This window comes from Streptomyces saintjeani (assembly GCF_055409605.1).
The window spans coordinates 7,761,318-7,787,968 of record NZ_CP189624.1 but is presented as its reverse complement, the minus strand read 5'-3'; the positions used below and the strand labels follow the sequence as shown (position 1 = coordinate 7,787,968).

The 26,651-nt window shown below is 70.6% G+C and carries 21 protein-coding genes and 1 tRNA gene; 5 read left to right on the top strand and 17 right to left on the bottom strand.

Annotated elements, in window-relative coordinates:
* Positions 1-88: 88 nt before the first annotated feature.
* The 10 genes from ACQCO7_RS35190 to ACQCO7_RS35145 form a co-directional block, all read right to left on the bottom strand.
* Positions 89-682, bottom strand: coding sequence for a GTP-binding protein (locus tag ACQCO7_RS35190; RefSeq protein ID WP_409116314.1), 594 nt, complete (start codon positions 680-682; stop codon positions 89-91).
* Positions 657-1,034: a DUF742 domain-containing protein gene (locus ACQCO7_RS35185; protein WP_464075597.1), complete on the bottom strand. Its 378-nt coding sequence runs from the start codon at positions 1,032-1,034 to the stop codon at positions 657-659. Before ACQCO7_RS35185 ends, ACQCO7_RS35190 begins: the two co-directional genes overlap by 26 nt.
* Positions 1,031-1,432, bottom strand: coding sequence for a roadblock/LC7 domain-containing protein (locus ACQCO7_RS35180; protein ID WP_010358086.1), 402 nt, complete (start codon positions 1,430-1,432; stop codon positions 1,031-1,033). The genes ACQCO7_RS35185 and ACQCO7_RS35180 overlap by 4 nt, the downstream gene beginning before the upstream one ends.
* Positions 1,429-2,610, bottom strand: coding sequence for an ATP-binding protein (locus ACQCO7_RS35175; RefSeq protein ID WP_464075596.1), 1,182 nt, complete (start codon positions 2,608-2,610; stop codon positions 1,429-1,431). Before ACQCO7_RS35175 ends, ACQCO7_RS35180 begins: the two co-directional genes overlap by 4 nt.
* A 210-nt stretch (positions 2,611-2,820) precedes the next feature.
* Entirely contained in the window at positions 2,821-4,044 is a 1,224-nt protein-coding gene (locus tag ACQCO7_RS35170; RefSeq protein ID WP_464075595.1) for an ROK family protein, read from the bottom strand.
* A gap of 14 nt (positions 4,045-4,058) precedes the next feature.
* Positions 4,059-6,602 carry a beta-galactosidase gene (locus ACQCO7_RS35165; protein ID WP_464075594.1) on the bottom strand — a complete coding sequence of 848 codons (2,544 nt, stop codon included), beginning with the start codon at positions 6,600-6,602 and terminating at the stop codon, positions 4,059-4,061.
* Complete coding sequence (locus ACQCO7_RS35160; protein ID WP_464075593.1) at positions 6,599-7,528, bottom strand: carbohydrate ABC transporter permease; 930 nt, start codon at positions 7,526-7,528, stop codon at positions 6,599-6,601. Before ACQCO7_RS35160 ends, ACQCO7_RS35165 begins: the two co-directional genes overlap by 4 nt.
* On the bottom strand, positions 7,528-8,469 hold the full coding sequence (locus ACQCO7_RS35155; RefSeq protein ID WP_464075592.1) for a carbohydrate ABC transporter permease: 942 nt from the start codon (positions 8,467-8,469) through the stop codon (positions 7,528-7,530). Before ACQCO7_RS35155 ends, ACQCO7_RS35160 begins: the two co-directional genes overlap by 1 nt.
* A 6-nt stretch (positions 8,470-8,475) precedes the next feature.
* Positions 8,476-9,744: an ABC transporter substrate-binding protein gene (locus ACQCO7_RS35150; RefSeq protein ID WP_464075591.1), complete on the bottom strand. Its 1,269-nt coding sequence runs from the start codon at positions 9,742-9,744 to the stop codon at positions 8,476-8,478.
* A 251-nt stretch (positions 9,745-9,995) separates the two neighbouring features.
* Positions 9,996-10,083 (bottom strand) — tRNA-Leu (locus ACQCO7_RS35145).
* Between the two features lie 437 nt (positions 10,084-10,520).
* Here ACQCO7_RS35145 and ACQCO7_RS35140 point away from each other — a divergent pair.
* The 5 genes from ACQCO7_RS35140 to ACQCO7_RS35120 are packed head-to-tail and all read left to right on the top strand — an operon-like array spanning position 10,521 to position 18,392.
* Positions 10,521-12,212, top strand: coding sequence for a thiamine pyrophosphate-binding protein (locus ACQCO7_RS35140; RefSeq protein WP_464075590.1), 1,692 nt, complete (start codon positions 10,521-10,523; stop codon positions 12,210-12,212).
* Between the two features lie 11 nt (positions 12,213-12,223).
* Positions 12,224-13,480, top strand: a complete 1,257-nt coding sequence (frc, locus tag ACQCO7_RS35135; protein WP_464075589.1) for a formyl-CoA transferase — start codon at positions 12,224-12,226, stop codon at positions 13,478-13,480.
* 1 nt (position 13,481) lies between these two features.
* Positions 13,482-15,626 carry an acetate--CoA ligase family protein gene (locus tag ACQCO7_RS35130; RefSeq protein WP_464075588.1) on the top strand — a complete coding sequence of 715 codons (2,145 nt, stop codon included), beginning with the start codon at positions 13,482-13,484 and terminating at the stop codon, positions 15,624-15,626.
* On the top strand, positions 15,626-17,020 hold the full coding sequence (locus ACQCO7_RS35125; protein WP_464075587.1) for an OFA family MFS transporter: 1,395 nt from the start codon (positions 15,626-15,628) through the stop codon (positions 17,018-17,020). The genes ACQCO7_RS35130 and ACQCO7_RS35125 overlap by 1 nt, the downstream gene beginning before the upstream one ends.
* A 1-nt stretch (position 17,021) precedes the next feature.
* The gene (locus tag ACQCO7_RS35120; RefSeq protein ID WP_464075586.1) at positions 17,022-18,392 is read left to right on the top strand and encodes an OFA family MFS transporter; all 1,371 of its coding nucleotides are present in this window, start codon (positions 17,022-17,024) and stop codon (positions 18,390-18,392) included.
* A 68-nt stretch (positions 18,393-18,460) separates the two neighbouring features.
* Here ACQCO7_RS35120 and ACQCO7_RS35115 read toward each other — a convergent pair whose 3' ends face one another.
* The 7 genes from ACQCO7_RS35115 to ACQCO7_RS35085 all read right to left on the bottom strand — a co-directional run bounded on the left by ACQCO7_RS35115 (position 18,461) and on the right by ACQCO7_RS35085 (position 26,636).
* A complete protein-coding gene (locus ACQCO7_RS35115) occupies positions 18,461-19,630 on the bottom strand; it encodes a sugar phosphate isomerase/epimerase family protein (protein ID WP_464075585.1) in 1,170 nt (389 codons plus the stop codon).
* A gap of 193 nt (positions 19,631-19,823) precedes the next feature.
* On the bottom strand, positions 19,824-20,996 hold the full coding sequence (eboE, locus tag ACQCO7_RS35110; protein ID WP_464075584.1) for a metabolite traffic protein EboE: 1,173 nt from the start codon (positions 20,994-20,996) through the stop codon (positions 19,824-19,826).
* A 3-nt stretch (positions 20,997-20,999) separates the two neighbouring features.
* On the bottom strand, positions 21,000-21,848 hold the full coding sequence (locus tag ACQCO7_RS35105; RefSeq protein WP_464075583.1) for a TatD family hydrolase: 849 nt from the start codon (positions 21,846-21,848) through the stop codon (positions 21,000-21,002).
* Positions 21,848-22,627, bottom strand: a complete 780-nt coding sequence (locus tag ACQCO7_RS35100) for an EboA domain-containing protein (protein ID WP_464075582.1) — start codon at positions 22,625-22,627, stop codon at positions 21,848-21,850. The genes ACQCO7_RS35105 and ACQCO7_RS35100 overlap by 1 nt, the downstream gene beginning before the upstream one ends.
* Before the next feature lie 13 nt (positions 22,628-22,640).
* Positions 22,641-23,495, bottom strand: coding sequence for a sugar phosphate isomerase/epimerase family protein (locus ACQCO7_RS35095; protein ID WP_464075581.1), 855 nt, complete (start codon positions 23,493-23,495; stop codon positions 22,641-22,643).
* Between the two features lie 182 nt (positions 23,496-23,677).
* A complete protein-coding gene (locus ACQCO7_RS35090) occupies positions 23,678-25,246 on the bottom strand; it encodes an inositol-3-phosphate synthase (protein WP_464075580.1) in 1,569 nt (522 codons plus the stop codon).
* A 76-nt stretch (positions 25,247-25,322) separates the two neighbouring features.
* Complete coding sequence (locus ACQCO7_RS35085) at positions 25,323-26,636, bottom strand: ThuA domain-containing protein (protein WP_464075579.1); 1,314 nt, start codon at positions 26,634-26,636, stop codon at positions 25,323-25,325.
* Between the last annotated feature and the right edge of the window lie 15 nt (positions 26,637-26,651).

The following is a 26,651-nucleotide window of genomic DNA, read 5'->3' as shown; positions in this document are numbered from 1 at the left end:
TGAACAGGTTCGGTGAACGTGTTACGGCATACGCCGGACAACTCGCCGTGGCGGGACCCCCGTTGGTCCCGCGTCAGAAGAGTGGGGGTCAGTGGGAGCGTGCCATCAGGAACTCGACCAGCCTGATCAGCGCCTCGGCCGAGGATTTCTCGTCGCGCGCGTCACAGGTCACGATCGGGGTGTCGTCCAGCAGGTCGAGTGCCTCGCGCAGGGCCGCCTCGTCGCGCGGGGGCGTGCCGTCGAAGTGGTTGACGGCGATGGCGTAGTCGAGGCCGAACTGCTCGATGAGGTCGATGACTTCGAAGGAGTCGGCGAGCCGCTCGGGGTCGACGAGGACGAGGGCGCCGAGGGCGCCGCGTGCCATGTCCTCCCACATCTGGACGAAGCGCTGCTGTCCGGGGGTGCCGAACAGGTAGAGCACGACGCGGTCGCTGATGGTGAGGCGGCCGAAGTCCATGGCGACCGTGGTGGTGGTCTTGCCCTGGACACCCTTGAGGTCGTCGACGGACTCGGCGGCCCGGGTCATCGTCTCCTCGGTGGTCAGCGGTTCGATCTCGGAGATCGCCCCGATGAACGTGGTCTTGCCCACCGCGAAGTGGCCGACCACGAGGATCTTGACGGCCGTCTGCTGCTCGCCGCCGCGGACGTACGCCGTCTCATCCAAACTTTGCGCGGAGACCATTCAGCACCTCCTCCAGGATTTCCCGGTCGGCGAGGGGAGCCCGCTGGACGGGCGGGCGGGTGACGAGATGACCGGCCTCGACGAGTGCGGCGAGGAGGATCTTCACGACGCCCAGGGGCAGTTGGGTGTGGCCGGCGATCTCGGCGACGGACAGGTAGCCGGCGTCGCAGATGTCGAGGAGGCTCTGTTCCTCGGGGGTGAGCCGGGTCGGGCGGCGCCGGTCGCCGGGGGCGGCCGTGACCAGGGTGATGAGCGAGAGCTGGCCCTCGTCGGGCAGTACGCGTCCCCTGGTGATGACGTACGGTCGCACTAACTCCGGCGTCTGGGGCTCGAGTTCGCCGTATCCGCTCATGCCTGGACGCCGATGTTCTCGCGCGGCGGCGTGGTGAGCGCCTTGCCGAGCTGGCCGACGAGCTGCTGCATGCGGAACGTGATGTCCTGCATGTCGACCTCGGGCGTCGCGGAGACGCCGAGGTAGGCGCCCTCCCCGGCGGAGATGAGGAAGACCCAGCCGCCGTCGAACTCCACGAGGGTCTGGCGCCACTGCTGGGAGCGGTCCTCGCAGAAGAACGCGAGCGAGCGGCTGAGCGACTGGACGCCGCTCATCGCGGCGGCCACCCGGTCGGCGTTGTCCTTGTCGAACTCCTTGGTGCGGGCCATCAGGAGCCCGTCGGCGGAGATCAGGACGGCGTGCAGGGCCCCGGGAATCTCCAGGGCGCTGTCAAGCATCCATGACAGATCGGCGTTCACGAGACATCATGCCCTTCGCTGCTCGCACCTCTTGTGCTGCTCGTCTGGTCCGCCCCGTCGCCGCGGCCGGACTGGGTGCCGCGCTGGAAGGCCCCCATGATCGCGGCGGTCTCGGCGCCGGAGCGGGACCGGCCCGGGGTGCCGCTCTCCGTGGAGCCGCTGCCCGGCACGATCGCCATCGGCCGCTTGCGGCGCCGCTTGGGCAGGCCGTCGGAGGTCGTGGCGGTGGCGAGGGGCGTCGCCTCGGGCGCGCCGTACTCGGGCACGCTGACCGTGGTGACGACCGGCGCGGGCTCCTTCTGCTGGGGCGCGCCGGTGAGGAGGTCGTGCGGCAGGAGCAGGACGGCGCGGACGCCGCCGTACGGGGAGGAGGAGTCGACGGACACCTCGAAGCCGAAGCGCTCGCTGAGCACGCCGATGACCGCGAAGCCGAACTGCGGGGGATTTCCGAGCGCGGAGACACCGGTGACGCGTTCGCTGGAGAGGAGTTTCTCCGCCTTGACGCGTTCCTCGTCGTTCATGCCGACACCGGCGTCGTCGACGACGATGCAGATTCCCTTGGGCACGGTACGGATGTTGATCTCGACGACCGTGTCCGGGCTGGAATAGCTGGTGGCGTTGTCGAGGATCTCGGCGAGGGCGAGCGCGACGGGTTCGACGGCGCGGCTGGTGATGCCGAAGTCGACCTGCGAGAGGATCTCGATGCGGCGGTAGTGCCGGACCCGTCCCTGGGCGCTGCGGACGACGTCGTAGACGGAGGCGACGTCGCGCTGGCGGCCGAGCCAGCCGTCGCAGAGCACCGCGATGGACTGGGCGCGGCGGCCGAACTGGGAGTTGGTGTGGTCGATCTCCAGAAGGTCCTGGAGCATGACCGAGTCGCCGTATTTGTTCTGGAGCCGGGAGACGATCAGCTGCTGTTCCAGGGCGAGGCCCTGGAGGGTGCGCATGGCGGATTTCAGTACCGTCTTCGTCGCTTCTTCCGCCCTTTCCTGGGCGGCTTCGACGGATTCCGTGTACTGGTTCTCCAGTTCGGCGTAATGCGTCTTGAGACCGGTGACTTCCTGCCTCAATTCGCGGGCCGCCCGGCGCAGGCGGACGACGAGGGCGATCGCGAGGGCCAACAAGGCCAGCAATGCGAGGAGAGCCCAGAAGGCCGGTTTCTCTATGTAATGCGTCATAAGACTCTCTTCAGGCGACTGACGGCCAGTAGCTGAATTCCCGTCAACACGGGTGGACCGGCGGACCGCCCGCACCGGGGGCATCGTCGTGCACCCATCCGCCCGCTCTGCAAGCGCCGTGATCGTATCACCGCGAGAACCGGTCAAGGACCGCCAATCCCGTGCCCCGAACGGACATTGACGGTCAGTCAGTCGGGGGCCGGTGACGGCCTACTGAACCCGCGCGCGGGCCGGACTCGCCAGCCCCAGCCGCTCCAGGAACCGCTCCAGCGTGAACGCGGCCATGCCCAGCGCGACGGCGTTCCCCGGCACCGGTGACGCCTGGACCGTCAGCCCCGGCAACGAGCCCGGCAGGACGTGCCGGGGCAGCTCCTCACGGACGGCCGGAACCAGCCGGTCGGCGAGCGCGCGGGACATCCAGCCGGTGAGCGTGACCGTCGGCACGTTCAGCAGATTGACCAGGTCCCCGAGCGCCGCGGCCAGATAGTGCGCGGTGCGCGCGAGGAGTTCCGCCACGACGGGGTCGCCCGCGGCGAGCCCGTCGGCGACGGCGATCACGAAGTCCCGCTGCCCCCTGCGCCGCAGCGCCGGGTGGTCCGGCGCGATCGCGGCGAGCGTCGCCTCAAGGCCGGCTGCCCCGACGTACGCCTCGACGCAGCCGCGCCGCCCGCAGCGGCACAGGCGGCCGTCCAGCTCCAGGAGCGTGTGCCCCCACTCCCCCGCGTTGTTGGTGGTGCCCCGGATCAGCGAACCGCCGAGGGCGATCCCGACACCGACGCCCGTACCGAGATTGACGACGGCCATGCTGTCGACGCTCCGCCCCACCCCGAACCACATCTCGGACAGCGCGACCGCCTTCAGCGGATTGTCGACGTGGACGGGCAACTCCAGCCGGGCGGCGAGGAGTTCCTCGATCCGTACGTCGTGCCAGTCCCAGTTCGGGGCGAACACCGAGACGCCCGCCCCGGGGTGGACATGGCCCGGCATGCTCACCCCGACACCGACGATCCGCTCCCGCCCGACGCCCCCCGCGTCGACGGCCGTCCCGATCGCGGAGACGATGCCGTCGACGACGTACCCCTGCCCGTTCTCGTGCTCGTCGAGCGCCACCTCACCCTGGCCGAGGACGCCCAGGGTGAGGTCGTAGACCGTGGCGACGACGTACGTCTCGGCGACGTCGACGCCGACGATCCGCCCCCGGTCGGGGTCGATGGCAAGCCGCTCGTACGGGCGGCCGACCCCGCCGCGCTCCCTCGCCGCGATGACGAGGACGCCCTCCGCCAGGAACTCGCCGACCAGGGTCGTGACGGTGGCCTGGCTCAGCCCGGTGTGCCGGGCCAGCTCCTGGCGGGAGGAGGGGCCGAGGTCGAACAGAGCGTGCAGCACCGCGAAACGGTTCTCGCCGCGCAGGTCCCGTGCCGTGTGCCGCGCCACGCGTTCCCCCTCGTTCATTCTCTTGTCGCCGGCTCCAGCGTCAGGGTACGGATCTCCGGCTCGCCACGCCCCTCCATTCCCCGCGCGAGCAGGGTGACGGGTCCCGGCCAGCCGCGCGGCACCCACAGCACGTCCGGGTTCCCGCCGGAGAACTCGGGCCGCTCCCCGGCCCAGACCCGCCCGAGGCACTCCCCGCCGGCCCACCCGGTGACCCGTACCTGCGAGGCGTCGAACCGGATCAACCGCCCTGTGTCGTCCGGGAGATCGAGGTCGATCCACCTCTCCTCCCCCGGCTTCAGCGCCAGCGGCAGCCGGACGACCTCCGCGAGCCCCCGCACCCCCGCGAACTCCGTGAGCAGGACGTCGTCCTGCACGGCGCAGGACCACTCCCGCACGGCGTCCAGGCCGAGCAGCCGCGCCCGCGGCCCGGGACCGCTCGGGTGATGCGGCCAGGTCAGGGCGACGACATGGGTGCCGGGGGACAGCAGCAGCCACGGGTTCTCGGCGTTGAGGACCTGCGGCTCACCCTCGTCGACGCTCGCCACGAGGGGCTCCACGACCCCTTGCACCTGCAACGCGGCGTCGGTCGCGGCGTGCACCGTACGGGTATAGGTGACCGGCACCCCGACCCGCGTGCTGCTCCAGCCGCCGAGCGTCCGCAGCGGCGCGGGCTCGCCCGCCCAGTGGCCGCCGACCGTCCACACCGCGGACACGTCGGCCGACTCCCGGACCTTCCACAGCCGCCCGAGCCCCCGCAGCGCGCCGAGCCGGAGCGCGGGCAGCCGGGCGTCGTCGAAGTTGGCGTGCCCCCAGATCTCGACGACGGCCTCGACGGCGACGGTGCCCGTCACGTCCCGTACACCGATGGAGCGGGCGGCCCCGAACCCGGTGAGCGTGGGGTGGGCGCGCCCCGCGACCGTCAGGTCCACGATGTCGGCGGCCCCGGTCAGGAGCAGTTCGTCGACGCCGGTCAGGTCGGTGACGGCCCGGTAGGCGCCGCGCCCCCGGTACACGCCGAGCGCCTCCAGGGCGGGCGGCAGCGCGTGCATCCCGGCCGCCTTCTCGGGCGCCGCCTCCGTGCGCACCCGCACCTCCTCCACGCCGGCCGGCTCCGCCACGACCGGCGCGGGTACGGCGTCGGCGAGGCCGACGGCGCCGTCCGCGCCGACCTCGCGCACCCGCACCGCCTCGTCCGGCGGCAGGACGACGACCGCCGCTCCCGCAACCGACGTCCGCCCCGGGACGGGGACGACGACGTGGGATCCGTCGATGACGACGGTCACCGGGACCGTGGAGGCGAACACCAGGGTGCCGTTCCCGGCCGCGACGAGGTCCGCCGAGGCGAGGGTCAGGGTCGCGTCGAGTCCCCAGGGGTCCAGGGGTACGCCGAGGGCCATCAGGGGGCACGAGTCGGGGGCGACGGCGACGGGGGTGCCGGCGACGACGGCCGTACCCTCCGCCGTCCCCAGATGCGGTACGGCGACGAGGTGCCCGCCGCCCGGGAGGTCCAGCGTGGCGGCCGTCGAGCTGGTCGCGAAGTCGCAGTGGACGTCCGGGAGTCGGGCCCCCGGCGTCGCGAGGGCCAGCCGGTCGCCCCAGGTGTCGAGGACTCGCGCGAGGAGCTTGGCCTCGGTGAACTCGGGGCGTTCGGCGCCGGTCGAGGAGACGTAGCCGCCGAAGTCGTAGCCGTGGCTCATGAAGTTGCCGGGGCTGCCCCAGTTCCCGGTGGACGGGGTGTAGCCGAAGTTCCAGCCGGACGCCTGGAGATACGGCGCGATCAGCTTGGCCCCGCTCGCGAGCAGCCGGCGCAGGGTGCGGTGGCGGCGGTTGGTCTCGGTGACGAGGAGGGGGACGTCTCTTGTGGCCAACAGGTCGGCGTAGTGCCGGACTTCGGGCTCGATGTCCGGGGAGTCGTCGTCGGGGTAGAAGTTGCAGGCCGGTACGACCCCTTCGACGTCGCCGGTGGCGCCCGCGATGTCGCCCTGCCCGGAGCAGGCGATCAGGGGGACGGTGATGCCGTGCCGAAGTGCCGTGTCCCGCAGGGAGGTTACGTACCCTTCCCGGTCCTCGCAGTCGAAGAAGTCCAGCTCGTTCTCCAGCTGCACCATGATGATCGGGCCGCCGGCCGGGAGTTGGCGTTCGGCCAGCAGGGGCAGCACCCGGTCGAACCAGGCGGTGACCTGCTCCAGATAGCGCGGCTCGTTCTGACGGACCCTCAACTCCGGTTCCAGACCCAGCCAGGCGGGCAGCGCGCCGCCGTCCCACTCCGAGCAGATGTAGGGGCCGGGGCGGGCGATGACGTACAGGCCCTGCTGGTGGGCGAGGTCGAGGAACGCGGCGACGTCGCGACGCCCCTCGAACGACCAGTCGCCCGGGGCGAGTTCGTGGAAGTTCCAGGGGAGGTAGACGTCGATGCAGGTGTATCCGGACGCCTTCACCTGGGCGAGACGGGCGCGCCACTGTTCGCGGGGGAGGCGGAAGTAGAAGAGGGAGGCGCACAGGAGGGTGCGGGGGCGGCCGTCGAGCCAGATGGCTCGGCCGTCGATACGGATGCTCACTTGACTCCCGCGCTTCCGCCGCTGATGTCCATCTCGTAGAGGTATTTCTGTCCGATGTAGTAGACGACGATCATGGGCAGGGCGAGCAGGATCGAGCCGACCATGACCAGGTTCCACGGCGGGGCCTGCATGGCGGCCGAGGTGCTGGTGATGTACTGCACGCCGAGTGCGAGCGGCATCTTGGACTCGTCGTTGAGGTAGATCAGGGGGCCCATGAAGTCGCCCCAGGTGTGGGTGAGGGTGAAGATGCCGATGGCGATCAGGACGGGACGCAGCATCGGGAACATGATGCGCCGGTAGATCCCGAAGAAGCCGAGGCCGTCCATCATGGCCGCCTCGTCGAGCTGGCTGGGCAGCCGGGAGACGAACTGCCGTACCAGGAACACGTTGAAGGCGTTGGAGAAGAAGTTCGGCACGATCAGGGGGAGATACGTGTTCACCCAGCCGAGGTCCCGGAAGAGGATGAACTGGGGGATCATCGTGATCTGTGTGGGGATCATCATCGTGGCGATGACGACGAGGAAGATCGCGTTCTTGCCGGGGGCGCGCAGCCGGGCGAAGGCGTAGCCGACGAGGCCGCTGGAGAGGACCTGGCCGACGACCGAGAAGAGCGAGATGAGCACGGAGTTGAGCAGGAAGGTGCCCATCGGCAGCTCGGTGCCGAAGACCCGGGAGAAGTTCTCCCAGTGGAACTCGCGCGGGATGATCGTGAACGTGTTGGCGTTCACGGTCGCGTCGCTGGACAGTGCGATCGAGCCGACGAAGACCAGCGGGGTGGAGAGGATCGCCGCGACGATCAGCAGGGTGCCGTAGGTGAACGGGGTCGCGCGGTACGCCCGTACGGCGGGCGCCTCTTTCCTGCGGGGCTTGCGGGGAGCGGGGGCCGCGTCCGTTGCCTGCGGCGCGGCGGTGAGCAGGCCGGCCATCACTTCACCTCGGTCTCGTAGAACACCCAGCGGCGGGCGGTGCGGAAGGCGAGCACCGTGAAGACGAGGATCACGGCGAACAGGAGCCAGGAGATCGCCGAGGCGTATCCCATGTGGTAGAAGCCGAATGCCTGGTCGAACAGGAGCGGCACCATGGTCTGGGCCGCGTCGTGGGCTGCCGCGTTGCTCTTCGGGGTGAGGATGTACACCTGCGCGAACACCTGGAACGCGCCGATCAGACCCATGATCAGGTTGAAGAAGATGATCGGCGTCAGGTGCGGCAGGGTGATGCTCCAGAACTGCCGGGTGGCGCTGGCGCCGTCGACCTCGGCGGCCTCGTACAGCTCTCTCGGGATGCCTTTCATCGCGGCGAGCAGCAGGACGGTCGCGCTGCCCGCGCCCCAGACGGACATCAGGATGAGGGCGGGTTTGACCCAGGGTCCGTCGATCAGCCAGGCGGGACCCGAGATGCCGAAGAGGCCGAGGAAGTCGTTGACCGGTCCTGAGGGGGCGAGCACCATCTTGAAGATCATCGCGGTGGCGACGAGCGGGACCAGCGTGGGCAGGTAGATGAGGGTGCGGAACAACTTCCGTGCTCTGACCTGCTTGTTGAGGAGGTTCGCGAGCCACAGGCCGAGGATCAGGCCGAGGGGCACCGAAATGGCCGCGTAGTAGAAGGTGTTCCCGAGTGCCTTCCAGAACACCGGGTCGTCGGTGAGGAGTTTGGTGTAGTTGTCGAGGCCGACCCACTTGGGCGGGGTGAAGGAGTCCCAGTCGGTCAGCGAGTAGTACACCGACGCGATCATCGGTCCGAGGAGGAAGACCAGGAAGCCGATGATCCAGGGGGAGACGAAGAGGTAGAAGGCGAGGGCCTCACGCCTGCGGCGCTTCGAACTGCCCGGCTTCTTCAGGGGAGTCGAGGTCATGGTGGGGGTTGCCATGGCCGGTCATCCCGCGGACTTGATGATGGATTCGAGGTTCTTCTGGAGGGCCGTCAGGACCTTCTTCGCGTCGGTCTGCTTGCCGAGCCAGAAGTCGGCGAGGCCGCTCTCGATCGCCGCCTGCATCTCGTTCCACTCGGGGATGAAGGGCGCGCGGAAGACGAACGAGCTGGACTCGGCGAACACCCCCATGTCGACCTGGGTCTTCATCCACGCCGGCTTCAGGAACGCGTCGCTCTTCTGCACGTCGAGGTTGGCGGGGACGTCCTGGCCGGAGGCGATGATCTCCTTCTGCGCCTCGGGGGAGGTGAGGAAGTCGATGGCCTTGAACGCGTTCTCGGACTGCTTCGAGGTACGGGAGATGGCGAGGCCGCTGCCGAACGCGGACACCGCCTGCTTCTTGCCGCGCCACATCGGGGCGATGTCCCAGGCGAACTTCGTGGTCGTCAGACCGGCGATGGCCCAGAAGCCGGTCGCGTTGACGGCGACCTTCTGGTTGGCGAACGCCTGGTCGCCGCCGATGTCGGCGCCCATGTCGGCGTAGTCCTTGGCGCTGGGCACGACCTTGTGCTTGAAGACCAGGTCGCCGGCCCACTGGAGGGCCTCGACCGCCGCGTCGCTGTCGACCGCGGGACGGCCGCTGTCGTCGATGATCTGGCCGCCGTTCTGGTAGACGAAGCTCCACCACTGCGGCCACCAGCCGGCGCCGCCGTAGCCCCACTGCTTGCCGGGGATCGTGAGCTCCTTGAACGCGGCGAGCGCGTCGTCCCACGTCCATTCGGCGGTGGGCGCCTTGATGCCGTTCTTCTCGAACAGTTCCTTGTTGTAGTAGACGATCATGGCGCCGGAGCGGTCCGGGATCGCGTACTTCTTGTCCTGGTAGGCGTAGATGTCGCCAACCGGGCCGAAGCGCTGCGTGGTGTCGAGGGACGCCTTCTTGGCCAGGTCGTCGAGGGGCAGCAACTGGTTCTTGCTGGCGTAGGTGTTGACGCTCTCGGCGACCTGCATGATGTCCGGCCCACTACCGCCGGCGATCATCGTCTGGACCTTCTGCGGGTACGAGTCGCTGGGGATGAGCTGGAGCTTCACCTTCAGCTCCGGGTACTTCTTCACCAGCGCGTCGATGCGTGCCTGGTACGCCTTGCGGTCGGGGTCGCCGCCCCACACGGTCATCACGAGCGGACCACCGCTGGAGCCCGAGGCGGAGCCCCCGCACGCGGTGAGCGTGACGACCCCGGCCGCCGCACTCATGCCGAGGAACCCCCGGCGAGACATCTGAATTCTGTCAACTGGCATGACTCATCCCCTGGTTGAGGTGTGCGAACGCACAGCAGGACGTTCCGATCAGCCAGCCGCGGCTTTGCGTGGCGGTTAAATTAACCCTCGATCAAATCGAGCCACAAGCCCTTGTTCCACAGGAGTTTCGGGAAGATTCCGCTTCGGCGGGTCCCGGCGGGGGTTGGTCACGCGGTGGGTCACGCCGTGGCCGGACAGCAAGAAGACCCCTGATCCACAGGGGTCTTCGCTGGTGTCCGAGGGGGGACTTGAACCCCCACGCCCGATAAAGGGCACTAGCACCTCAAGCTAGCGCGTCTGCCATTCCGCCACCCGGACAAGGTGTCTGTCTCCGTGGGGTGTTCCCCGCGGCGACATGGACAACAATACCAAGGTTTCGGGGTCCGTTTCACCTGCGTATCCGCAGGCCGGAGGCAGCGCGGGGAGGCCCTGCGACCAGGCGACCTTGAGTGATCGCACGGTCACGCGACCCCGTCAAGACCGCCCCGGCGCCGGGGTGCCGGGTTCCGGCCCTCCTCAGAGTGCACGAAGGCACAGGCCGGCACGGGCCGCACGCCCGGCGATCTCGGCACCCCCCGCCCCGGCACCCCCGCGAGGCCGGAATCCGGATGTCCGAAAGTGCCGCGCACCCCCTGGACAGCACCCCCGGGATGCGGGATAACAAGGTCCATACAGTATTCGTCGACTGTATGCAATGTGCCGCATACGGCATTCTCCCCTCCTGCGACCACCCCTACGAAGGGACAGGTTCCGCCATGCCCGAGGAAATTCAGGACGCCGAGAACACCGTCTCCGGCGGCCATCTCGTCGCCAAGGCGTTGAAGGCCGAAGGGGTCGACCGCATCTACACGCTCTGCGGCGGCCACATCATCGACATCTACGACGGCTGCGTGGACGAGGGGATAGAAGTCGTCGACGTCCGCCACGAGCAGGTCGCCGCGCACGCCGCCGACGGCTACGCACGGATCACCGGCAAGCCCGGCTGCGCGGTCGTCACCGCCGGACCGGGGACGACGGACGCGGTGACCGGCGTCGCGAACGCCTTCCGCGCCGAGTCACCGATGCTGCTGATCGGCGGTCAAGGGGCGCTCGCCCAGCACAGGATGGGCTCCCTCCAGGACCTGCCGCACGTCGACATGATGGCGCCGATCACGAAGTTCGCGGCGACCGTCCCCGACACGGCCCGCGCCGCCGACATGGTGTCGATGGCGTTCCGCGAGTGCTACCACGGCGCCCCCGGCCCCGCCTTCCTGGAGATCCCGCGCGACGTCCTGGACGCGAAGGTCCCCGTCGACAAGGCCCGCGTCCCGCAGCCCGGCGCCTACCGCGCCTCGACCCGCTCGGCCGGCGACCCCGAGGCGGTCGAGCGGCTCGCCGACCTCCTCGTGCACGCCGCGAAACCGGCGATCCTGCTGGGCAGCCAGGTCTGGACGACGCGCGGCACCGAGGCGGCGACCGACCTGGTCCGCACCCTCGACATCCCGGCGTACATGAACGGCGCCGGCCGTGGCACCCTGCCGCCCGGCGACCCCCACCACTTCCAGCTCTCGCGCCGGTACGCCTTCTCCGGCGCCGACGTCATCGTGATCGTCGGGACCCCGTTCGACTTCCGCATGGGGTACGGCAAGCGCCTCTCCCCCGACGCGACGGTCGTCCAGATCGACCTCGACTACCGCACCGTCGGCAAGAACCGCGACATCGACCTCGGCATCGTCGGCGACGCGGGGCTGATCCTGAAGCAGGTCACCGAGGCCGCGTCCGGGCGTCTCAACGGCGGTGCGGCGGACCGCAAGGAGTGGCTGGACGAGCTGCGCGCCGTCGAACAGGCCGCGATCGAGAAGCGGTTGCCGCAGCTCCGGTCGGACGCCTCGCCGATCCACCCGTACCGGCTGGTGAGCGAGATCAACGACTTCCTCACCGAGGACTCGATCTACATCGGCGACGGCGGCGACATCGTCACCTTCTCCGGGCAGGTCGTGCAGCCCAAGTCCCCCGGCCACTGGATGGACCCGGGCCCGCTGGGCACCCTCGGCGTCGGCGTCCCCTTCGTGCTCGCCGCGAAGCAGGCCCGCCCGGACAAGGAGGTCGTCGCACTGTTCGGGGACGGCGCGTTCTCCCTGACCGGCTGGGACTTCGAGACCCTCGTGCGCTACGACCTCCCCTTCGTCGGCGTCGTCGGCAACAACTCCTCGATGAACCAGATCCGTTACGGCCAGGCCCGCAAGTACGGCGAGGCCCGCCAGCGGGTCGGCAACACCCTCGGCGACGTCCACTACGACCAGTTCGCGCGGATGCTCGGCGGCTACGGCGAGGAGGTCCGCGACCCCGCCGACATCGGCCCCGCCCTCAGGCGCGCCCGCGAGTCGGGCAAACCCTCGCTGGTCAACGTCTGGGTCGATCCGGACGCGTACGCCCCCGGAACCATGAACCAGACGATGTACAAGTGAGGTCGGCACCCATGACCACCCCCCTGACCGCCGGTACGACCGGCAAGGCGCTCGACGGCATCCGTGTCCTCGACATGACCCACGTCCAGTCCGGACCCTCCGCCACCCAACTGCTCGCCTGGCTCGGCGCGGACGTCGTGAAGCTGGAGGCGCTGGCCGGGGACATCACGCGCGGCCAGTTGCGCGACGTCCCGGACGTCGACTCGCTCTACTTCACGATGCTGAACTGCAACAAGCGCAGCATCACCCTCAACACCAAGACCGAGCGCGGCAAGGAGATCCTCACCGAGCTGATCCGGCGCTCGGACGTCCTCGTCGAGAACTTCGGCCCCGGCGCGGTGGACCGGATGGGGTTCACCTGGGAGCGGGTCCAGGAGATCAATCCACGGATCGTCTATGCCTCCATCAAGGGGTTCGGGGACGGCCCGTACACCGACTTCAAGGCGTACGAGGTGGTCGCTCAGGCGATGGGCGGGTCGATGTCGACCACGGGGTTCGAGGACGGGCCGCCGCTGGCGACGGGGGCCCAGATCGGGGACTCGGGGACGGGGGTGCACGCCGTGGCGGGGATTCTCGCGGCTCTGCTCCAGCGCGAGAGGACCGGGCGTGGTCAGCGGGTCGGCGTGGCCATGCAGCACGCCGTACTCAACCTGTGCCGGGTGAAGCTCCGGGACCAGCAGCGCCTGGCACGAGGGCCGCTCTCTGAATATCCGAACGACGACTTCGGCGCGGAAGTTCCCCGTTCCGGAAACGCGTCCGGCGGCGGCCAGCCGGGCTGGGCGGTGCGGTGTGCGCCGGGGGGTCCGAACGACTACGTGTACGTCATCGTGCAGCCCGTCGGCTGGCGGCCGATCGCCGAGCTGATCGGGCGTCCGGAGCTGGCCGACGACCCCGAGTGGGCGACTCCGCAGGCCCGGCTCCCGAAGCTGAACAAGATGTTCCAGCTGGTCGAGGAGTGGTCGGCGACGCTCCCGAAGTGGGAGGTCCTGGACCGGCTGAACGCCCGGGGCGTGCCGTGCGGGCCGATCCTGTCGACGAAGGAGATCGTCGAGGACGAGTCGCTGATCGCGAACGAGATGATCGTGCGCGTCGAGCACCCGCAGCGGGGCGAGTTCGTGACGGTCGGCAGCCCGCTGAAGCTGTCCGACTCCCCCGTCGAGGTGAAGAGTTCGCCGCTGCTCGGCGAGCACAACGAGGAGATCTACGCCGCCGAGCTGGGCCTCGGCGCGGACGAACTGCGGCTGCTGAAGTCGGACGGGGTGATCTGAGGTGCTCGCCGAGGACCGGGAGACACGCGTGCGCGCGGTGCTGGACGCCGTGCGCGCCGAGGGACGGACGACGCTGACGGCGCCGGAGGGCAAGGAGGTCGCCGACGCGTATGGGATCGCCGTACCGGGCGAGGAACTGGCCCGCGACGTCGAGGAGGCGGTGGCGCACGCGGCCCGGTTCGGCGGGCCGGTGGTGATGAAGATCGTGTCGCCGGACATCCTGCACAAGACGGAGGCCGGCGGGGTGGTCGTCGGTGTCGAGGGGGCGGCCGAGGTGCGGGCCGCGTTCCGCCGGATCGTCGACAACGCGCGCGCGTACGACGCGAACGCGCGCGTCACGGGCGTACAGATCCAGGAGCTGCTGCCCGAGGGGCAGGAGGTGATCGTCGGGGCGGTGACCGATCCGACGTTCGGGAAGGTGGTGGCGTTCGGGCTCGGCGGGGTGCTCGTCGAGGTGCTGAAGGACGTGACGTTCCGGCTGGCGCCGGTCAGCGCGAACGAGGCGCTGTCGATGCTGGACTCGATCCGCGCGGCTCCTGTGCTGGCGGGGGTGCGGGGGCGGCCCGGGGTGGACCGGTGGGCGCTCGCGGAGCAGATCCGGCGGGTGTCGCTGCTGGTCGCGGAGTTCCCTCAGATCGCCGAGGTGGACCTCAACCCGGTGATCGCGACCCCTGAGGGGGCGCGCGCGGCGGACGTACGGATCATCCTGTCCGACGCGCCCGCGCGGGAGCGGCGGCGCTACTCGCGCGAGGAGATCCTCGCGTCGATGGAGCGGCTGATGCGGCCCCGGTCGGTGGCCGTCATCGGGGCGTCGGGCGAGCCGGGCAAGATCGGCCATTCGGTGATGCGCAACCTGGTCGACGGCGGGTTCACGGGGGACATCCTGCCCGTCAACCCGAAGGCGGACGACATCCTGGGGCGCAAGGCGTACCGGAGTGTCATGGACGTGCCGGGCGAGGTGGACGTCGCCGTGTTCGCGATCCCCGCGCGGTTCGTCGCCGCCGCCCTGGAGGAGACCGGCCGCAAGGGCGTCCCGAACGCCGTGCTGATCCCGTCGGGCTTCGCGGAGACCGGGGAGCACGCCCTCCAGGACGAGATCGTGGAGATCGCCGAGCGGTACGGCGTACGGCTGCTCGGGCCGAACATCTACGGCTACTACTCGACGTGGCAGGACCTGTGCGCGACGTTCTGCACGCCCTACGACGTGAAGGGCGGGGTGGCGCTGACCTCGCAGTCGGGCGGCATCGGGATGGCGATCCTGGGGTTCGCGCGCAGTACGCGCACGGGCGTGTCGGCGATCGTGGGGCTCGGCAACAAGTCGGACCTGGACGAGGACGACCTGCTGACGTGGTTCGCGCAGGACCCGCACACCGAGTGCGTGGCGATGCACCTGGAGGACCTGAAGGACGGGCGGGCGTTCGTGGAGGCCGCGCGGGCGACCGTGCCGGTGAAGCCTGTCGTCGTCCTGAAGGCCGGGCGGACGGCGGCGGGCGCGCGGGCTGCCGGTTCGCACACGGGCGCTCTGGCGGGCGACGACGCCGTCTACGACGACATCCTGCGGCAGGCCGGGGTGATCCGTGCGCCGGGGCTGCACGACATGCTGGAGTACGCGCGCGCGTTGCCGGTGCTTCCGACGCCGCGCGGCGACAACGTCGTCATCATCACCGGCGCGGGCGGCAGCGGCGTCCTGCTGTCGGACGCGGTGACGGACAACGGGCTGTCGCTGATGGAGATCCCGCCGGACCTCGACGCGGCGTTCCGCCGGTTCATCCCGCCGTTCGGAGCGGCCGGCAACCCGGTGGACATCACCGGCGGCGAGCCTCCGGCGACGTACGAGGCGACGATCCGGCTCGGTCTCGAAGACCCGCGCGTGCACGCGCTGGTGCTCGGTTACTGGCACACGATCGTCACGCCGCCGATGGTCTTCGCGGAGCTCACCGCGCGCGTGGTGGCCGAGTTCCGCGCGCGGGGCGTCGACAAGCCCGTCGTGGCGTCGCTGGCGGGCGACGTCGAGGTGGAGGAGGCGTGCCAGTACCTCTTCGAGCGGGGGGTCGTGGCGTACCCGTACACGACCGAGCGGCCGGTCGCCGTGCTGGGCGCGAAGTACCGGTGGGCGCGGGCCGCCGGGCTCCTCGGGGGTGGTTGATGAAGACCACCGGGTACGACGCCGCGTCCGTGCCCTACCGGGAGGTGACGGACCGGCACGGGCGCGTGTACCGGACCGGGGAGAGCGACCGGGACGTCATGGGGCGGCCCCGCTGGAGCATGGTGCTCTTCCCGTGGCTGGGGATGCTGGGCATCAGCTCCTCGGAGTACGCGTTCACGTCCGCCGAGGACACGCTCCACGAGGCGCATCTGTGGAGCGGCGGGCACGTCTTCTGGCTGATGGGCGTCTGGGTGTTCTTCCAGGCGGCCGTGGCCTTCCCCGCGGGCCGGCTGCGGGAGAGCGGACGGCTCCCCGCGCGGTACGCGATGCTGCTCGGCGCGCTGGGCACGGTGCTGGGCTATGTGTCGCTGGCGTACGCGCCGCACGTCGTGGTCGCCTATCTCGGCTTCGGGATGTGCAGCGGCATCGGCGCGGGCCTGGTCTACGCGACCTGCGTGAACATGGTCGGCAAGTGGTATCCGGAGCGCAAGGGCGGCAAGACCGGCATGGTCAACGGCGGGTTCGCCTACGGCTCGGTGCCGTTCGTGTTCCTGTTCACGTCGTACATGGACCTCGGCAACTACCAGGGCGTCCTGATCGCCGTAGGGCTGGTCTGCTGCGCGGTCGTCGCGGTCGCGGGGTGGTTCTTCCAGGACCCGCCGAAGAACTGGTGGCCCGCCGACGTCGACCCGCTGCGGATGACCGACGACCCGAAGATCCGCCGGGCGCTGCTGAAGAACCCGCCCGCGGTGCGGCAGTACACGCCCCGGGAGGCCGCGCGCACGCCCGTGCTGTGGATGATGTGGTTCTGCCTGCTGTGCACGGCCGGGATCAACATCTTCGGGATCGCCTTCCAGGTGCCGTTCGGCAAGGACATGGGGTTCGCGGGCGGGATCGTGGCCACCGCGATGTCCCTGAAGGCGATCGTCAACGGCACCGGGCGCGGGGTGATCGGCTGGATCTCCGACCGCTGCGGGCGGCGCCACACGCTCGTCGTCGTGTGTGTCGTCCTGGGCACCGCCCAGTTCGGGGTGCTGGTGTCCGGACAGACGGGCAGCATGCCGTTCTTCCTGCTGTGCTCCATGGTCTCCGGGTTCGGCGGGGGCGCGGTCTTCCCGCTGTTCGCCGCGATGACGGCCGACTACTTCGGCGAGAACGACAACGCCGGCAACTACGGGATGGTCTACAGCTCCAAGCTCGTCTCCGGCCTCGTCGGTTCCGGTGTCGGCTCGATCGTCGTCGGCGCGTGGGACTACGAGGGCGCGTTCGTCCTGGCGGGGTCGATCGGGCTGGCGTCCGCCGTCCTGGCGCTGTTCCTGAGGGCTCCGGACAGGCCGCGGGCCCTGCGTCGCATCGTTCCCAATCCGCATCCGCTCGGTGAGGAAATGGCCTGACATGACGGCAGATCCGTACGCAGCACAGTCCTCTCGGCACGTCCCCTACCGTGAAGTGACCGACGCGCGCGGGCGTGTGTACCGCGTGGGCGAGACCGACCGGGACGTCCTCGGTCACTCCCGCAAGCTGATGATCTGGCTTCCGTGGCTCGCGATGATGGCGATCAGCGTCTTCGAGTACGCGTACGGCTCCGCCGAGGACACGCTGTCCCACGCGCACGGCTGGACGCAGTCGAACACGTTCTGGATCCTCAGCGTCTGGGTGTTCTTCCAGGCCGGCGTCGCCTTCCCGGCCGGTTGGTTACGCGAGAAGGGCCTCCTCACGGCCCGTCAGGCCATGTACGCGGGCTCAGCACTGTGTCTCGTGGGGTTCCTGGCCCTCTCCCATCTCGACGACGTCCTGATGGCCGTTCTGGGCTTCGGCGTCGTCGGCGGCATCGGGGCCGGGCTCGTCTACGCGACCTGCATCAACATGGTCGGCAAGTGGTTCCCCGAGCGGCGCGGGGCGCGGACCGGGTTCGTCAACGGCGGGTTCGCGTACGGGTCGCTGCCGTTCATCTTCGTCTTCAACTACGGGTTCGACACGGCCAACTACCACCGGGTGCTCGACCTCATCGGCTGCTACATCATGATCGTCGTGTTCGGGTGCGCGTTCTTCTTCAAGGACCCGCCGAAGAACTGGTGGCCCGCCGACGTCGATCCGCTCGCGCACGCGGGCGCCGGGTCCGCCTCGGGGACTCTCGCGAAGAACCCGCCCGCCGTACGGCAGTTCACCCCCAGGGAAGCCGTCCGCACCGGCATGCTGCCCCTGATGTGGCTGTCCATCGTCATGACCGCCGGTGTCTCGATCTTCGGCATCTCCTTCCAGGTCGACTACGCCAAGGAGATCGGCTTCGGTCCCCTCGTCGCCGCCTCCTCCATGGGCGTCATGGCCGTCGTCAACGGCGTCGGCCGAGGCGTCGTCGGCTGGCTCTCCGACCGCTGGGGCCGCAAGCCCACCCTCGTCTTCGTCATCGTCGTCCTCGGCCTCGCCCAGTTCGGCGTGATCTGGGCGGGCGACGTCCGCAGCGAGGCCCTGTTCCTGTTCTTCGCGTTCCTCTCCGGCTTCGGCGGCGGCGCGTTCTACCCGTTGTTCGCCGCCCTCACCCCCGACTACTTCGGCGAGAACTACAACGCCACCAACTACGGCCTGGTGTACAGCGGCAAGCTGGTCAGCGGGTTGTTCGGGGGCGGCCTGGGCTCCCTCGTCGTCGCCTCCTGGGGCTATGACGGCGCGTACGCGCTCGCGGGAGGCGTGTCGATGGTGGCGGCGGTGATCGCCCTGCTGCTGCGGCAGCCGGGGAAGGCCGGGGCACCGGGCGGAGCCGGCTGAGAACGGGCCGGTGGACAGCACGCGCGCGGGGAGGCCGTTTCCGACGTCCCCGCGTGCGTGCGTGTGTGTCAGCGGCAGCCTCTGAGGGAGGCCAGGTTGTCGTAGCCGATGCGGGCGTACGTCAGGGACTGGGCGGGGTCGGTGGTGCTGGGGGCGTTGTCCTGTTCGACCATGGGGTTGCGGTAGTTCGGGTCGCCTATGCGGGAGAAGAACGACGTGTAGTCGATGACTCCGGTGCCGAAGGGGACCATGTCGTAGCCCATGCCGTTGGTGGTGTTGACGGTGCCGTCCTTGGCGTGGAAGAGGGGGTAGCGGCGGCTGTTGCGGACGACCAGGGCCGCCGGGTCGAAGACCTTCTCGCGGGTCGAGCCGTCGGGGGCGGTGTACGTGTGGAACTTGTACTGGGCGACGTGGGCCCAGAAGACGTCCAGCTCCAGCCAGACGAGCCGGGGGTCGGTGACCTTGAGGAAGTACTCCAGTTTGCGGATGCCGGAGCTGCGGGTCGGCCTGCCCTGCGCGTCGAGGGGGCCGGAGTCGAGGAGGAAGCCGTAGGCGGCGTCGTGGTTGTGGGTGTACAGCTTGACGCCCGCGCGCTGGGCGATCGCGCCGAGGGCGTTCCACTTGTCGGCGGCGACGTCCCAGTCGGCCTTGTGGGAGCTGCTCGTGGGGTCGGCGCCGGTGCCCATGTGGGGCAGGCCGAGGATGTTGGCGATCTCCAGGTGCTTCTTGAACGTGTCCAGTTCGGCGGGCACGAACGGCCAGGACGGCGGGATGTAGCCGTGGTTGCCGCGGGCGCGCAGCCCGTACTCGTCGAGCCAGGACCGCAGCAGCCGCGCGCCCTGCACGGACTCCAGGTTCGCCCCGCCGGGGGCGTTCGCGTGCTGCCCGTACCCGGCGAACTCGACCTGGCGGTAGCCGAACCGGGAGAGCTGCTTGAAGACCTCGCGGAAGCCGGAGGGCAGGTCGGAGGTGAGCGGGTCGCGTCCGGTGGCGTCGCGGACGGTGTACAGGATGATGCCGCGCCGGTTGGCGGGCACGAGGGCGTCACGGCCGTGGCCGTGGCCGTGGCCCTGGCCTCTGCCGAGGTTCTGGGCGGCGGCCGGTGCGGCGCCGAGGACGGGGGCGGCGATCGCGGCGCCCGCGACGGCGGTGCAGGTGCTGAGGAAGCGGCGGCGGCCGATGCCGAGGGTGCGGCGCAGGGTCTCGGCGGTGCCGGATTCGTCGTTGAACGCGGTCACGGTGTCTCGCTTTCGGGTCGGTGGAGCGGGATTTCCGGGGGGGTGACGTATCGGTTCTCCGGCCGGTGACCTGGGGTTCGTCCGGCGGAGGGCGGGGGCTGCTCGACGGTCCGCGGACCCCGTTGTCAGTGGCGTGTGGTTACGTTGAGTCACGGCGGTCGAACAGGTCGGCCGGCGGGGCTCGGCCGGGGGCTCAGGGGAGTTCCTTGAGGCCCAGGTCGGTCAGGAGGTCGCGGGCCAGGGCCAGTTCGGCGGCGATGCCGTCGGCGAGCTGGGACCGGGTGCGGGGCCGCAGAGCGGGAGGGAGGGTCTGCCAGGTGTAGGTCTCGACTTCGAGATGCCGGGTGAGCGGGTGCGGGCCGCCGACGAGGCGGGTCAGCGCGGTGCGCAGGACGGGGAGCGTGGAGGTGAGGGGCGCGGCGGGTGTCGCGTGCAGCGGGACGTGGAAGTGGGCGCGCCAGGGCGCCGTACGGGACAGGGCGTCGGTGGTGAGCGCTTCCGCGAGGTCGTCGGTGCCGGTGAGCAGGCCGGCCTCGGTGACGGTGCGGGTCTGGTGCAGGTAGCGGGGTTCGGCGAAGGCAGCGAGGGCCTCGCGGACGGCGGGGAGGTCGGGCCGCTCGGCGTGCAGGGCGGCGGAGAGCTGGGACTTGACGACGGGGACGCGGGCTGCGGCCAGGGCGTCCAGGGCGGTGTGCGGATCTTCGAAGGAGGTGGCGAGGTGGCAGGTGTCGACGCAGATCCCGATGCGGGGGTGCGCGATGGCGGCGAGCGGGGCGAGGGCGTCGGCGGTGGTCTCGACGGCGCAGCCGGGTTCGGGTTCGAGTCCGACGCGTACGGACCGGCCCGTCAGTTCCTCCAGCGCGTCGAGGCGTTCGGCGAGCGTGTGCAGCGCGGTGCGCGCCGTGTCGCCGCGTTCCTCGTCCAGGCGGGTGCGCCAGGCGAGCGGCAGGGTGGAGACGCTGCCCTCGGTGACGTCGTCGGGGAGGAGCCCGGCGAGGACCCGGGCGAGGGCGGTGGTGTGGTCGAGGCGTTCGGGGTCGGCCCAGTCCGGCCTGTACACGCGGTACTTGACCTCGCCGGTGCCGAATCCGTCGTACGGGAACCCGTTGAGGGTGACGACCTCCAGGCCCCGCTGGTCGAGGGCGGTGCGCAGGGCGCGCAGGGCGGACGGGTCGGTGTCCAGGGTGTGCGCGGCGTCCCGCGCGAGCCACAGGCCGATGCCCAGGCGGTCGCGGCCGAGCCGGCGCCGTACGGGTTCGCAGTGGTCGCGGAGCTGGGCGAGGACGCCGTCGGTGGTCTCGGCGGGGTGGACGTTCGTGCAGTACGCGAGGTGGACGGTGGAGCCGTCGGGGTGGCGGAAGCGCATCGGTCACTCCCCTCCGCGCAGCACGGAGTTGCCCTCGTGCGTGGGTTCGGGGGCGACGACGTCCAGGTCGAGCCGGCCGCTCGCGCCGTAGAACGCGACGGGGTTGCGCCACAGGACGCGGTCCACGTCGTCCTCGGTGAACCCCTCCGCGAGCATCAGGTCGGCGACCGCGCGCGTCTTGAGGGGGTCGCTCCTTCCCCAGTCCGCCGCCGAATTGACGAGCATCCTGTCGAGGCCGTGGCGGCGCAGGAGGGTGACCGTGCGCTTCTCGTCCATCTTCGTGTCCGGGTAGACGGAGAAGCCGAGCCAGCAGCCGCTGTCCAGGGCCGCGGTGACCGTCGTCTCGTTGAGGTGGTCCAACAGGACGCGTTCCGGGGGGAGTCCGGATTCCCGGAGTACGTCGAGGGTGCGGTGCAGGCCCGCGAGTTTGTCTCGGTGCGGGGTGTGGACCAGGGCGGGCAGGCCGTGGTCGGCGGCGAGCTGGAGCTGCGTCGCGAGGGCGGTGTCCTCCGCGGGGGTCATGCTGTCGTAGCCGATCTCCCCCACGGCGACGACGTGGTCCTTCAGGAGGTAGCGGGGCAGCTCGTCCAGGACGGGGGTGCAGCGCGGGTCGTTCGCCTCCTTCGGGTTCAGGGCGATCGTGCAGTGGTGCGCTATGCCGTACTGGGCCGCGCGGAAGGGTTCCCAGCCGAGGAGGGCGTCGAAGTAGTCGTAGAAGGTCTGGGGGGAGGTGCGGGGCTGGCCGAGCCAGAACGCGGGCTCCACGAGGGCGCGGACGCCTGCGGCGTACATGGCCTCGTAGTCGTCCGTCGTGCGGGACGTCATGTGGATGTGGGGGTCGAAGAGGCGCATCACGGCTCCGTCCGTCGGGGGGCTTGGAGCGGGGGGCTCGGCGCTTCTGCCGGGGGGTTGGGGTTCGGGGCTCTGGCATCGGGCTTCGGTGCAGCCTTCGGCTCGGGCTGCGGCGCTTCGGCCTCGGGCCTCGGTGCCGCCTTCGGCTTCGGCTTCGGCGCTTCGGTCAGGGTCAGGACGCGGTGCAGGTCCTGCTGGACCGGGCGGTTCGCTGCGGTGCGTTCCGCCGCCTGGTCCCGGAGCATCCGTGCGAGTTCCGTGTCACCCCGGGCGCGGTCCGCCAGGCCGGTCACCTCGTCCACGGGGACGCCGGTGAACAGGCACTTCAGTACGGCGTGGCGCCAGGCGTGTGCGTCGAGGTGGCGGGCGGCGTACGGGCCCAGCGCGGCGGCGACGAGGGTCGTGTCGTTGGTCCGCAGGGCGTCCTCGATGAGGGGGAGGGCGTCCGGGGTGTCGGTGAGGTGCGGGAGCGCGTGCAGGATCGCCCGGCGTTCGGGTGGGGTGGCGTGGGCGTACAGGCGGGTCAGGGCGGGGGTGTCGGGTTGGGCCGCGTACAGGAGGAGGACCCGGGCGGCGTCGGCGTACCGGGGGCCGCAGCGGCGGGCGGCTTCGGTGAAGTGGCGTTCCCAGGAGGGGAGTTGGGTCAGGGCGCTGTTCAGCCAGGCGAGGGGGGTGGGGGGCAGGTGGGTGCGGAGGTGGTCGTGGAGGGTGGGGGGAGGGGTGTGGGCGGGGGTGTTTTCGGAGGCCCGTGGGGACGGGGGGCGGTGCGGGTCGGGCATCGGGGGGCCTCCTTCAGGGAGTGGCCGCGGACTTGAGGAAGGGGAGGGAGCGGGTGGCCTGGTGGGGGCCCGCGTGGGAGTGGCGGGGGAGTTCCACGACGGTCAGGCCCCGGTAGCCGGTCGCGGTGAGGGCCGCGAGGACGGACGGGAAGTCGATCTCGCCCTCACCGAAGGGAAGGTGTTCGTGGACGCCGCGCCGCATGTCCTCGATCTGGACGTGCCGCAGCCAGGGCGCGGCGGCGCGGACGCAGTCGGCGGGCGCGAGGGGTTCCAGGCACTGGCAGTGGCCGATGTCCAGGGTCAGGCCCAGGTCGGCGGGGTCGCCCAGGAGGCCGCGCAGGCGGTGGAAGTCGGCGAGGGTGGCGAGGAGGTGACCTGGTTCGGGTTCGATCGCGAGGGGGATGCCGGCGGTGGCGCTCCGCTCCAGGACGGGGGTGAGGCTCTCCGTGAGCCGCTTCCACGCCGTGTCGTCAGGGGTGGCCTCGGGGGGTACGCCGCTGAAACAGTGCACGGCCTCCGCGCCCAGTTCCTCGGCGACGTCCAGTGCGCGGATCAGCAGGTCGGTCCGGCGGGCGCGGTCCTGCGGGTCGGGGTCGACGAGCGAAGGGCCGTGCTTGCGACGCGGGTCCAGGACGTAGCGGGCCCCCGTCTCTACGGTCACGGCCAGCCCGAGCGCGTCGAGTTGGCGAGCCAGACGCCGGGTGCGGGTCATCAGGTCCGGGGCGAGGGGGTCGAGGTGCATGTGGTCGAGGGTCAGCCCGACCCCGTCGTAGCCGAGATCGGCGAGGAGCGCGAGGGCGTCGTCGAGCCGGAGGTCGGTGAGGCCGTTGGTGCCGTAGCCGAACCTGACCCCACCGACTTCACGCACCCTGCCTGTCCCCCACACGCCGCCCTCACCCACCCTGGCCGCCTCGCGCACGCCGTCCCCGCTCCCTCCGCCTGTCCCACGCGCATCACCTCCGCTCACCGTGTCGACCTCACGCACGCCACTTCTCCCCTCCCCGCCCTCACCCCCAACCGCACCGGCCCGACCCGCCTTCTCACCTCCGCTCACGCCCCCTCACCTCCCGCCATGAACCCCCGCCCAGCCGCCCTCCCACCGACCTCACCGACCTCACCGACCTCACCGACCTCACCGACCTCACCGACCTCACCGACCTCACCGACCTCACCGACCTCACCGACCCCCAACTCCCCCGCGAACCTCACCAGTTCCCCCCACTGCTCCTCCAGCCCCGAAGCCGCCTCCCCCACCGGGTCCTTGAAGAAGAACGCCAAGGCGGGCAGCGCCCCGGACAGCCCGAGTTCGTGTGCGCGCAGCGTCAGGCGGGCGAGGTCGAGGACCAGGGGTGCGGCGAGAGCCGAGTCACAGCCCTGCCAGGTCGTCTGGAGCGTCATCCGCGTGCCGAGGAAGCCGTCGAAGGCGATGTGGTCCCACGCGGTCTTCCAGTCGCCGAGGGTGGGGACGTCGTCGATGTGGACGCGGCCCTCGGGGGTCGTGCCCAGCGTGTCGGCGAGGACCCGTTCCTTGCCCGCGTTCTTCGCGGCGGCGGCGCCGGGGTCGGCCAGCGCGGCACCGTCCCCGCCGCCGAGGAGGTTGACGCCGGACCAGGAACGGACCTCCAGCGCACGCCGGTTGAACATCGGACCGAGGACGGAACGCAGGAGGGTCTGCCCGGTCTTCCCGTCCCGCCCGGCGTACGGCAGTCCGCGCGCCTCCGCGAGCCCCGCGAGCGCGGGGTGGTGCAGCCCCGTGGAGGGCGTGAAGTTGACGTAGGGACAGCCGGCCCGCAGAGCAGCCGCCGCGTACAGCGAACTCGGCGGCAGGGCGGCCCCGTTGACCGCGGCCTCGGTGGACGCGACGTTCACGACGACCACGCGGGCAAGCCCCCGGCGCCGCATGAAGTCCTGAATATCGGCGGCAAGAGCGGCGACGTACTGCTCGTCACGCTCCAGCAGCCCGGACGGGCCCTCGCTACCGGCGACGGCGACACCGAGACCCGCCGGCCACCGCGCCTCGCCCGAACCACCGGTATCAACACGAGCCCCGGCACCGGCACGTACGGCATCCGCCTCACCACCGACCTCACACCCGGCGCCCAGGCCCTCCACCCCGTCACCGGCCTCGCGCCCGGCATCCAGATCCCCCGCCTCGCCACTGCCCTCACGCCCAAAGTCCAGGCCCTGCGCCCCGTAACTGCCCTCATGCCCAGCATCCACATCCCCCACCCCGCCACCGCCCTCACGCCCGGCACCCACATGCCCAGGTCCACCGTCGGCGACAACACGCACATCCCCAGCTCCACCCCTCCCCCGCCCCACCCTGATCTCCCGGTCGGCGGTGGCCAGTTCCGTCTCCACCGCAGCCGCGAGCCCCACCGGAAGCACCCCCTCCGCCGCCAGTTCCTCCGCTCGTTTCACGAGGGGCGTGTCCGAGATGTCGTGACCCCCGAAGACCAGCGAAGTCAGTGGCGGCAGGCCCGAGTTCGCGAACTCCGGTTTCTCCGTGACGAGTCCGGTCGGGGGACGGAGTCCAGCCGTCACGGCCGCGCAGCCCGCGACGGCGGTGGTGGCGACGGAGCCTCGTGCGCCGATCAGCCAGACGCCTACGTCAGGCATGGCAACCTCCTTGCTATGTACGTGAGTTGAGAGAGGGACGGTGGGCGGGAGTCCGGCGGCTCCCGCCCACCGCCGGTCAACGGCCCTTGGCGGGCAGTTCCTTGACGCGGATGTCGCGGAACGACACCTCGTCGGCGGGCCCGTGGTTCTGGAGCCCGATGTGTCCGTCGCGCAGACTGCGCACCGGGTCACGGTTGGTGTAGTCGTTGATCCGCACGCCGTTGAGCCAGACGCGCAGCCGCTCGCCCTCCACCCGGATCTCGTACGTGTTCCACTCCCCCGGCGGATTCAGCGCACGGTCGCGCTTCCACAGGTCGGCGGACTTGAACCCGTACACGGCGCCGGTCGTACGCCAGGCCACGTCGGTGGCGTCGATCTGCACCTCGTACCCGCGATCGACGGCCGACCAGGGGTCGTCGGAGGCCGGAAACCCCACGAACACACCGGAGTTGGAGTCGCCGGTCACCTTCCAGTCGAGCTTCAGCGAGTACGAGGAGAAGGCGCGTCCGGCGTACCAGAGGAGCCCCATCCCGCCGGACGAGGTCCATGTCCCGTCCGTGGAGCGGGTGAAGGAGCCGGGGCCGGCCTGCCGCCAGTCACCGTCGGCGAGTTGCGTATAGCCGCTCTCCGGCCGGCAGTCGGCCTGGGCCGCGCCGATCGCGTACCGGATCCCGCCGAGCAGGTGTGCCCGGTAACTCGGGTCCGTGTACGACTCCTTGGTGTGTCCCGCGCCGGTGTAGAAGGCGCGGCCCCCCTGGTAGGTCTGGCACCAGGCGATCGGGTGATCGCCGTTCATGCCGCCGCCGGTGTAGGACGACTCGTCCAGGGACGCCAACACCCGTACGGAAGAACGGGGGTTGGAGCGGTAGTCGTACCATTCGTCGGTGCGGTGCCAGGTCGGCGGGAGAGAGGACGTCGCCGGGTGGGCGCGGTCCTCGACGACCATGTCGGCCGGCTGGATCGCCGGGTGGCCGCGGAAGTAGGCGCCGACGAGGCCGCCGTAGAACGCCCAGTCGTACTCGGTGTCGGCGGCGGCGTGGACGCCGACGTAGGCACCTCCTTTGTGTATGTACCTCTCGAACGCGGTCTGCTGGGTCTCGTCGAGGACGTTCCCGGTGGTGGAGAGGAAGACGACGGCGGCGTAGCGGCGGAGGTTCGCGGTATTGAACGCGCTCGCGTCCTCCGTCGCGTCGACCTTGAACTCGCCGCTGGATACACCGAGTTCACGGATCGCGTTGATGCCGTCGGGGATGGAGTCGTGCCGGAAGGCGGCCGTCTTGGAGAAGACGAGGACGCGGGGCGTCGCATCGTCCGGGCGGGCCAGGGCAGTTGGTTCGGCGAGGGCGCCGAGGAGCAGGGTGGCGCCCGCGACCGCGCTCAGTGCGCGCATCATGGGAGCTTGCCT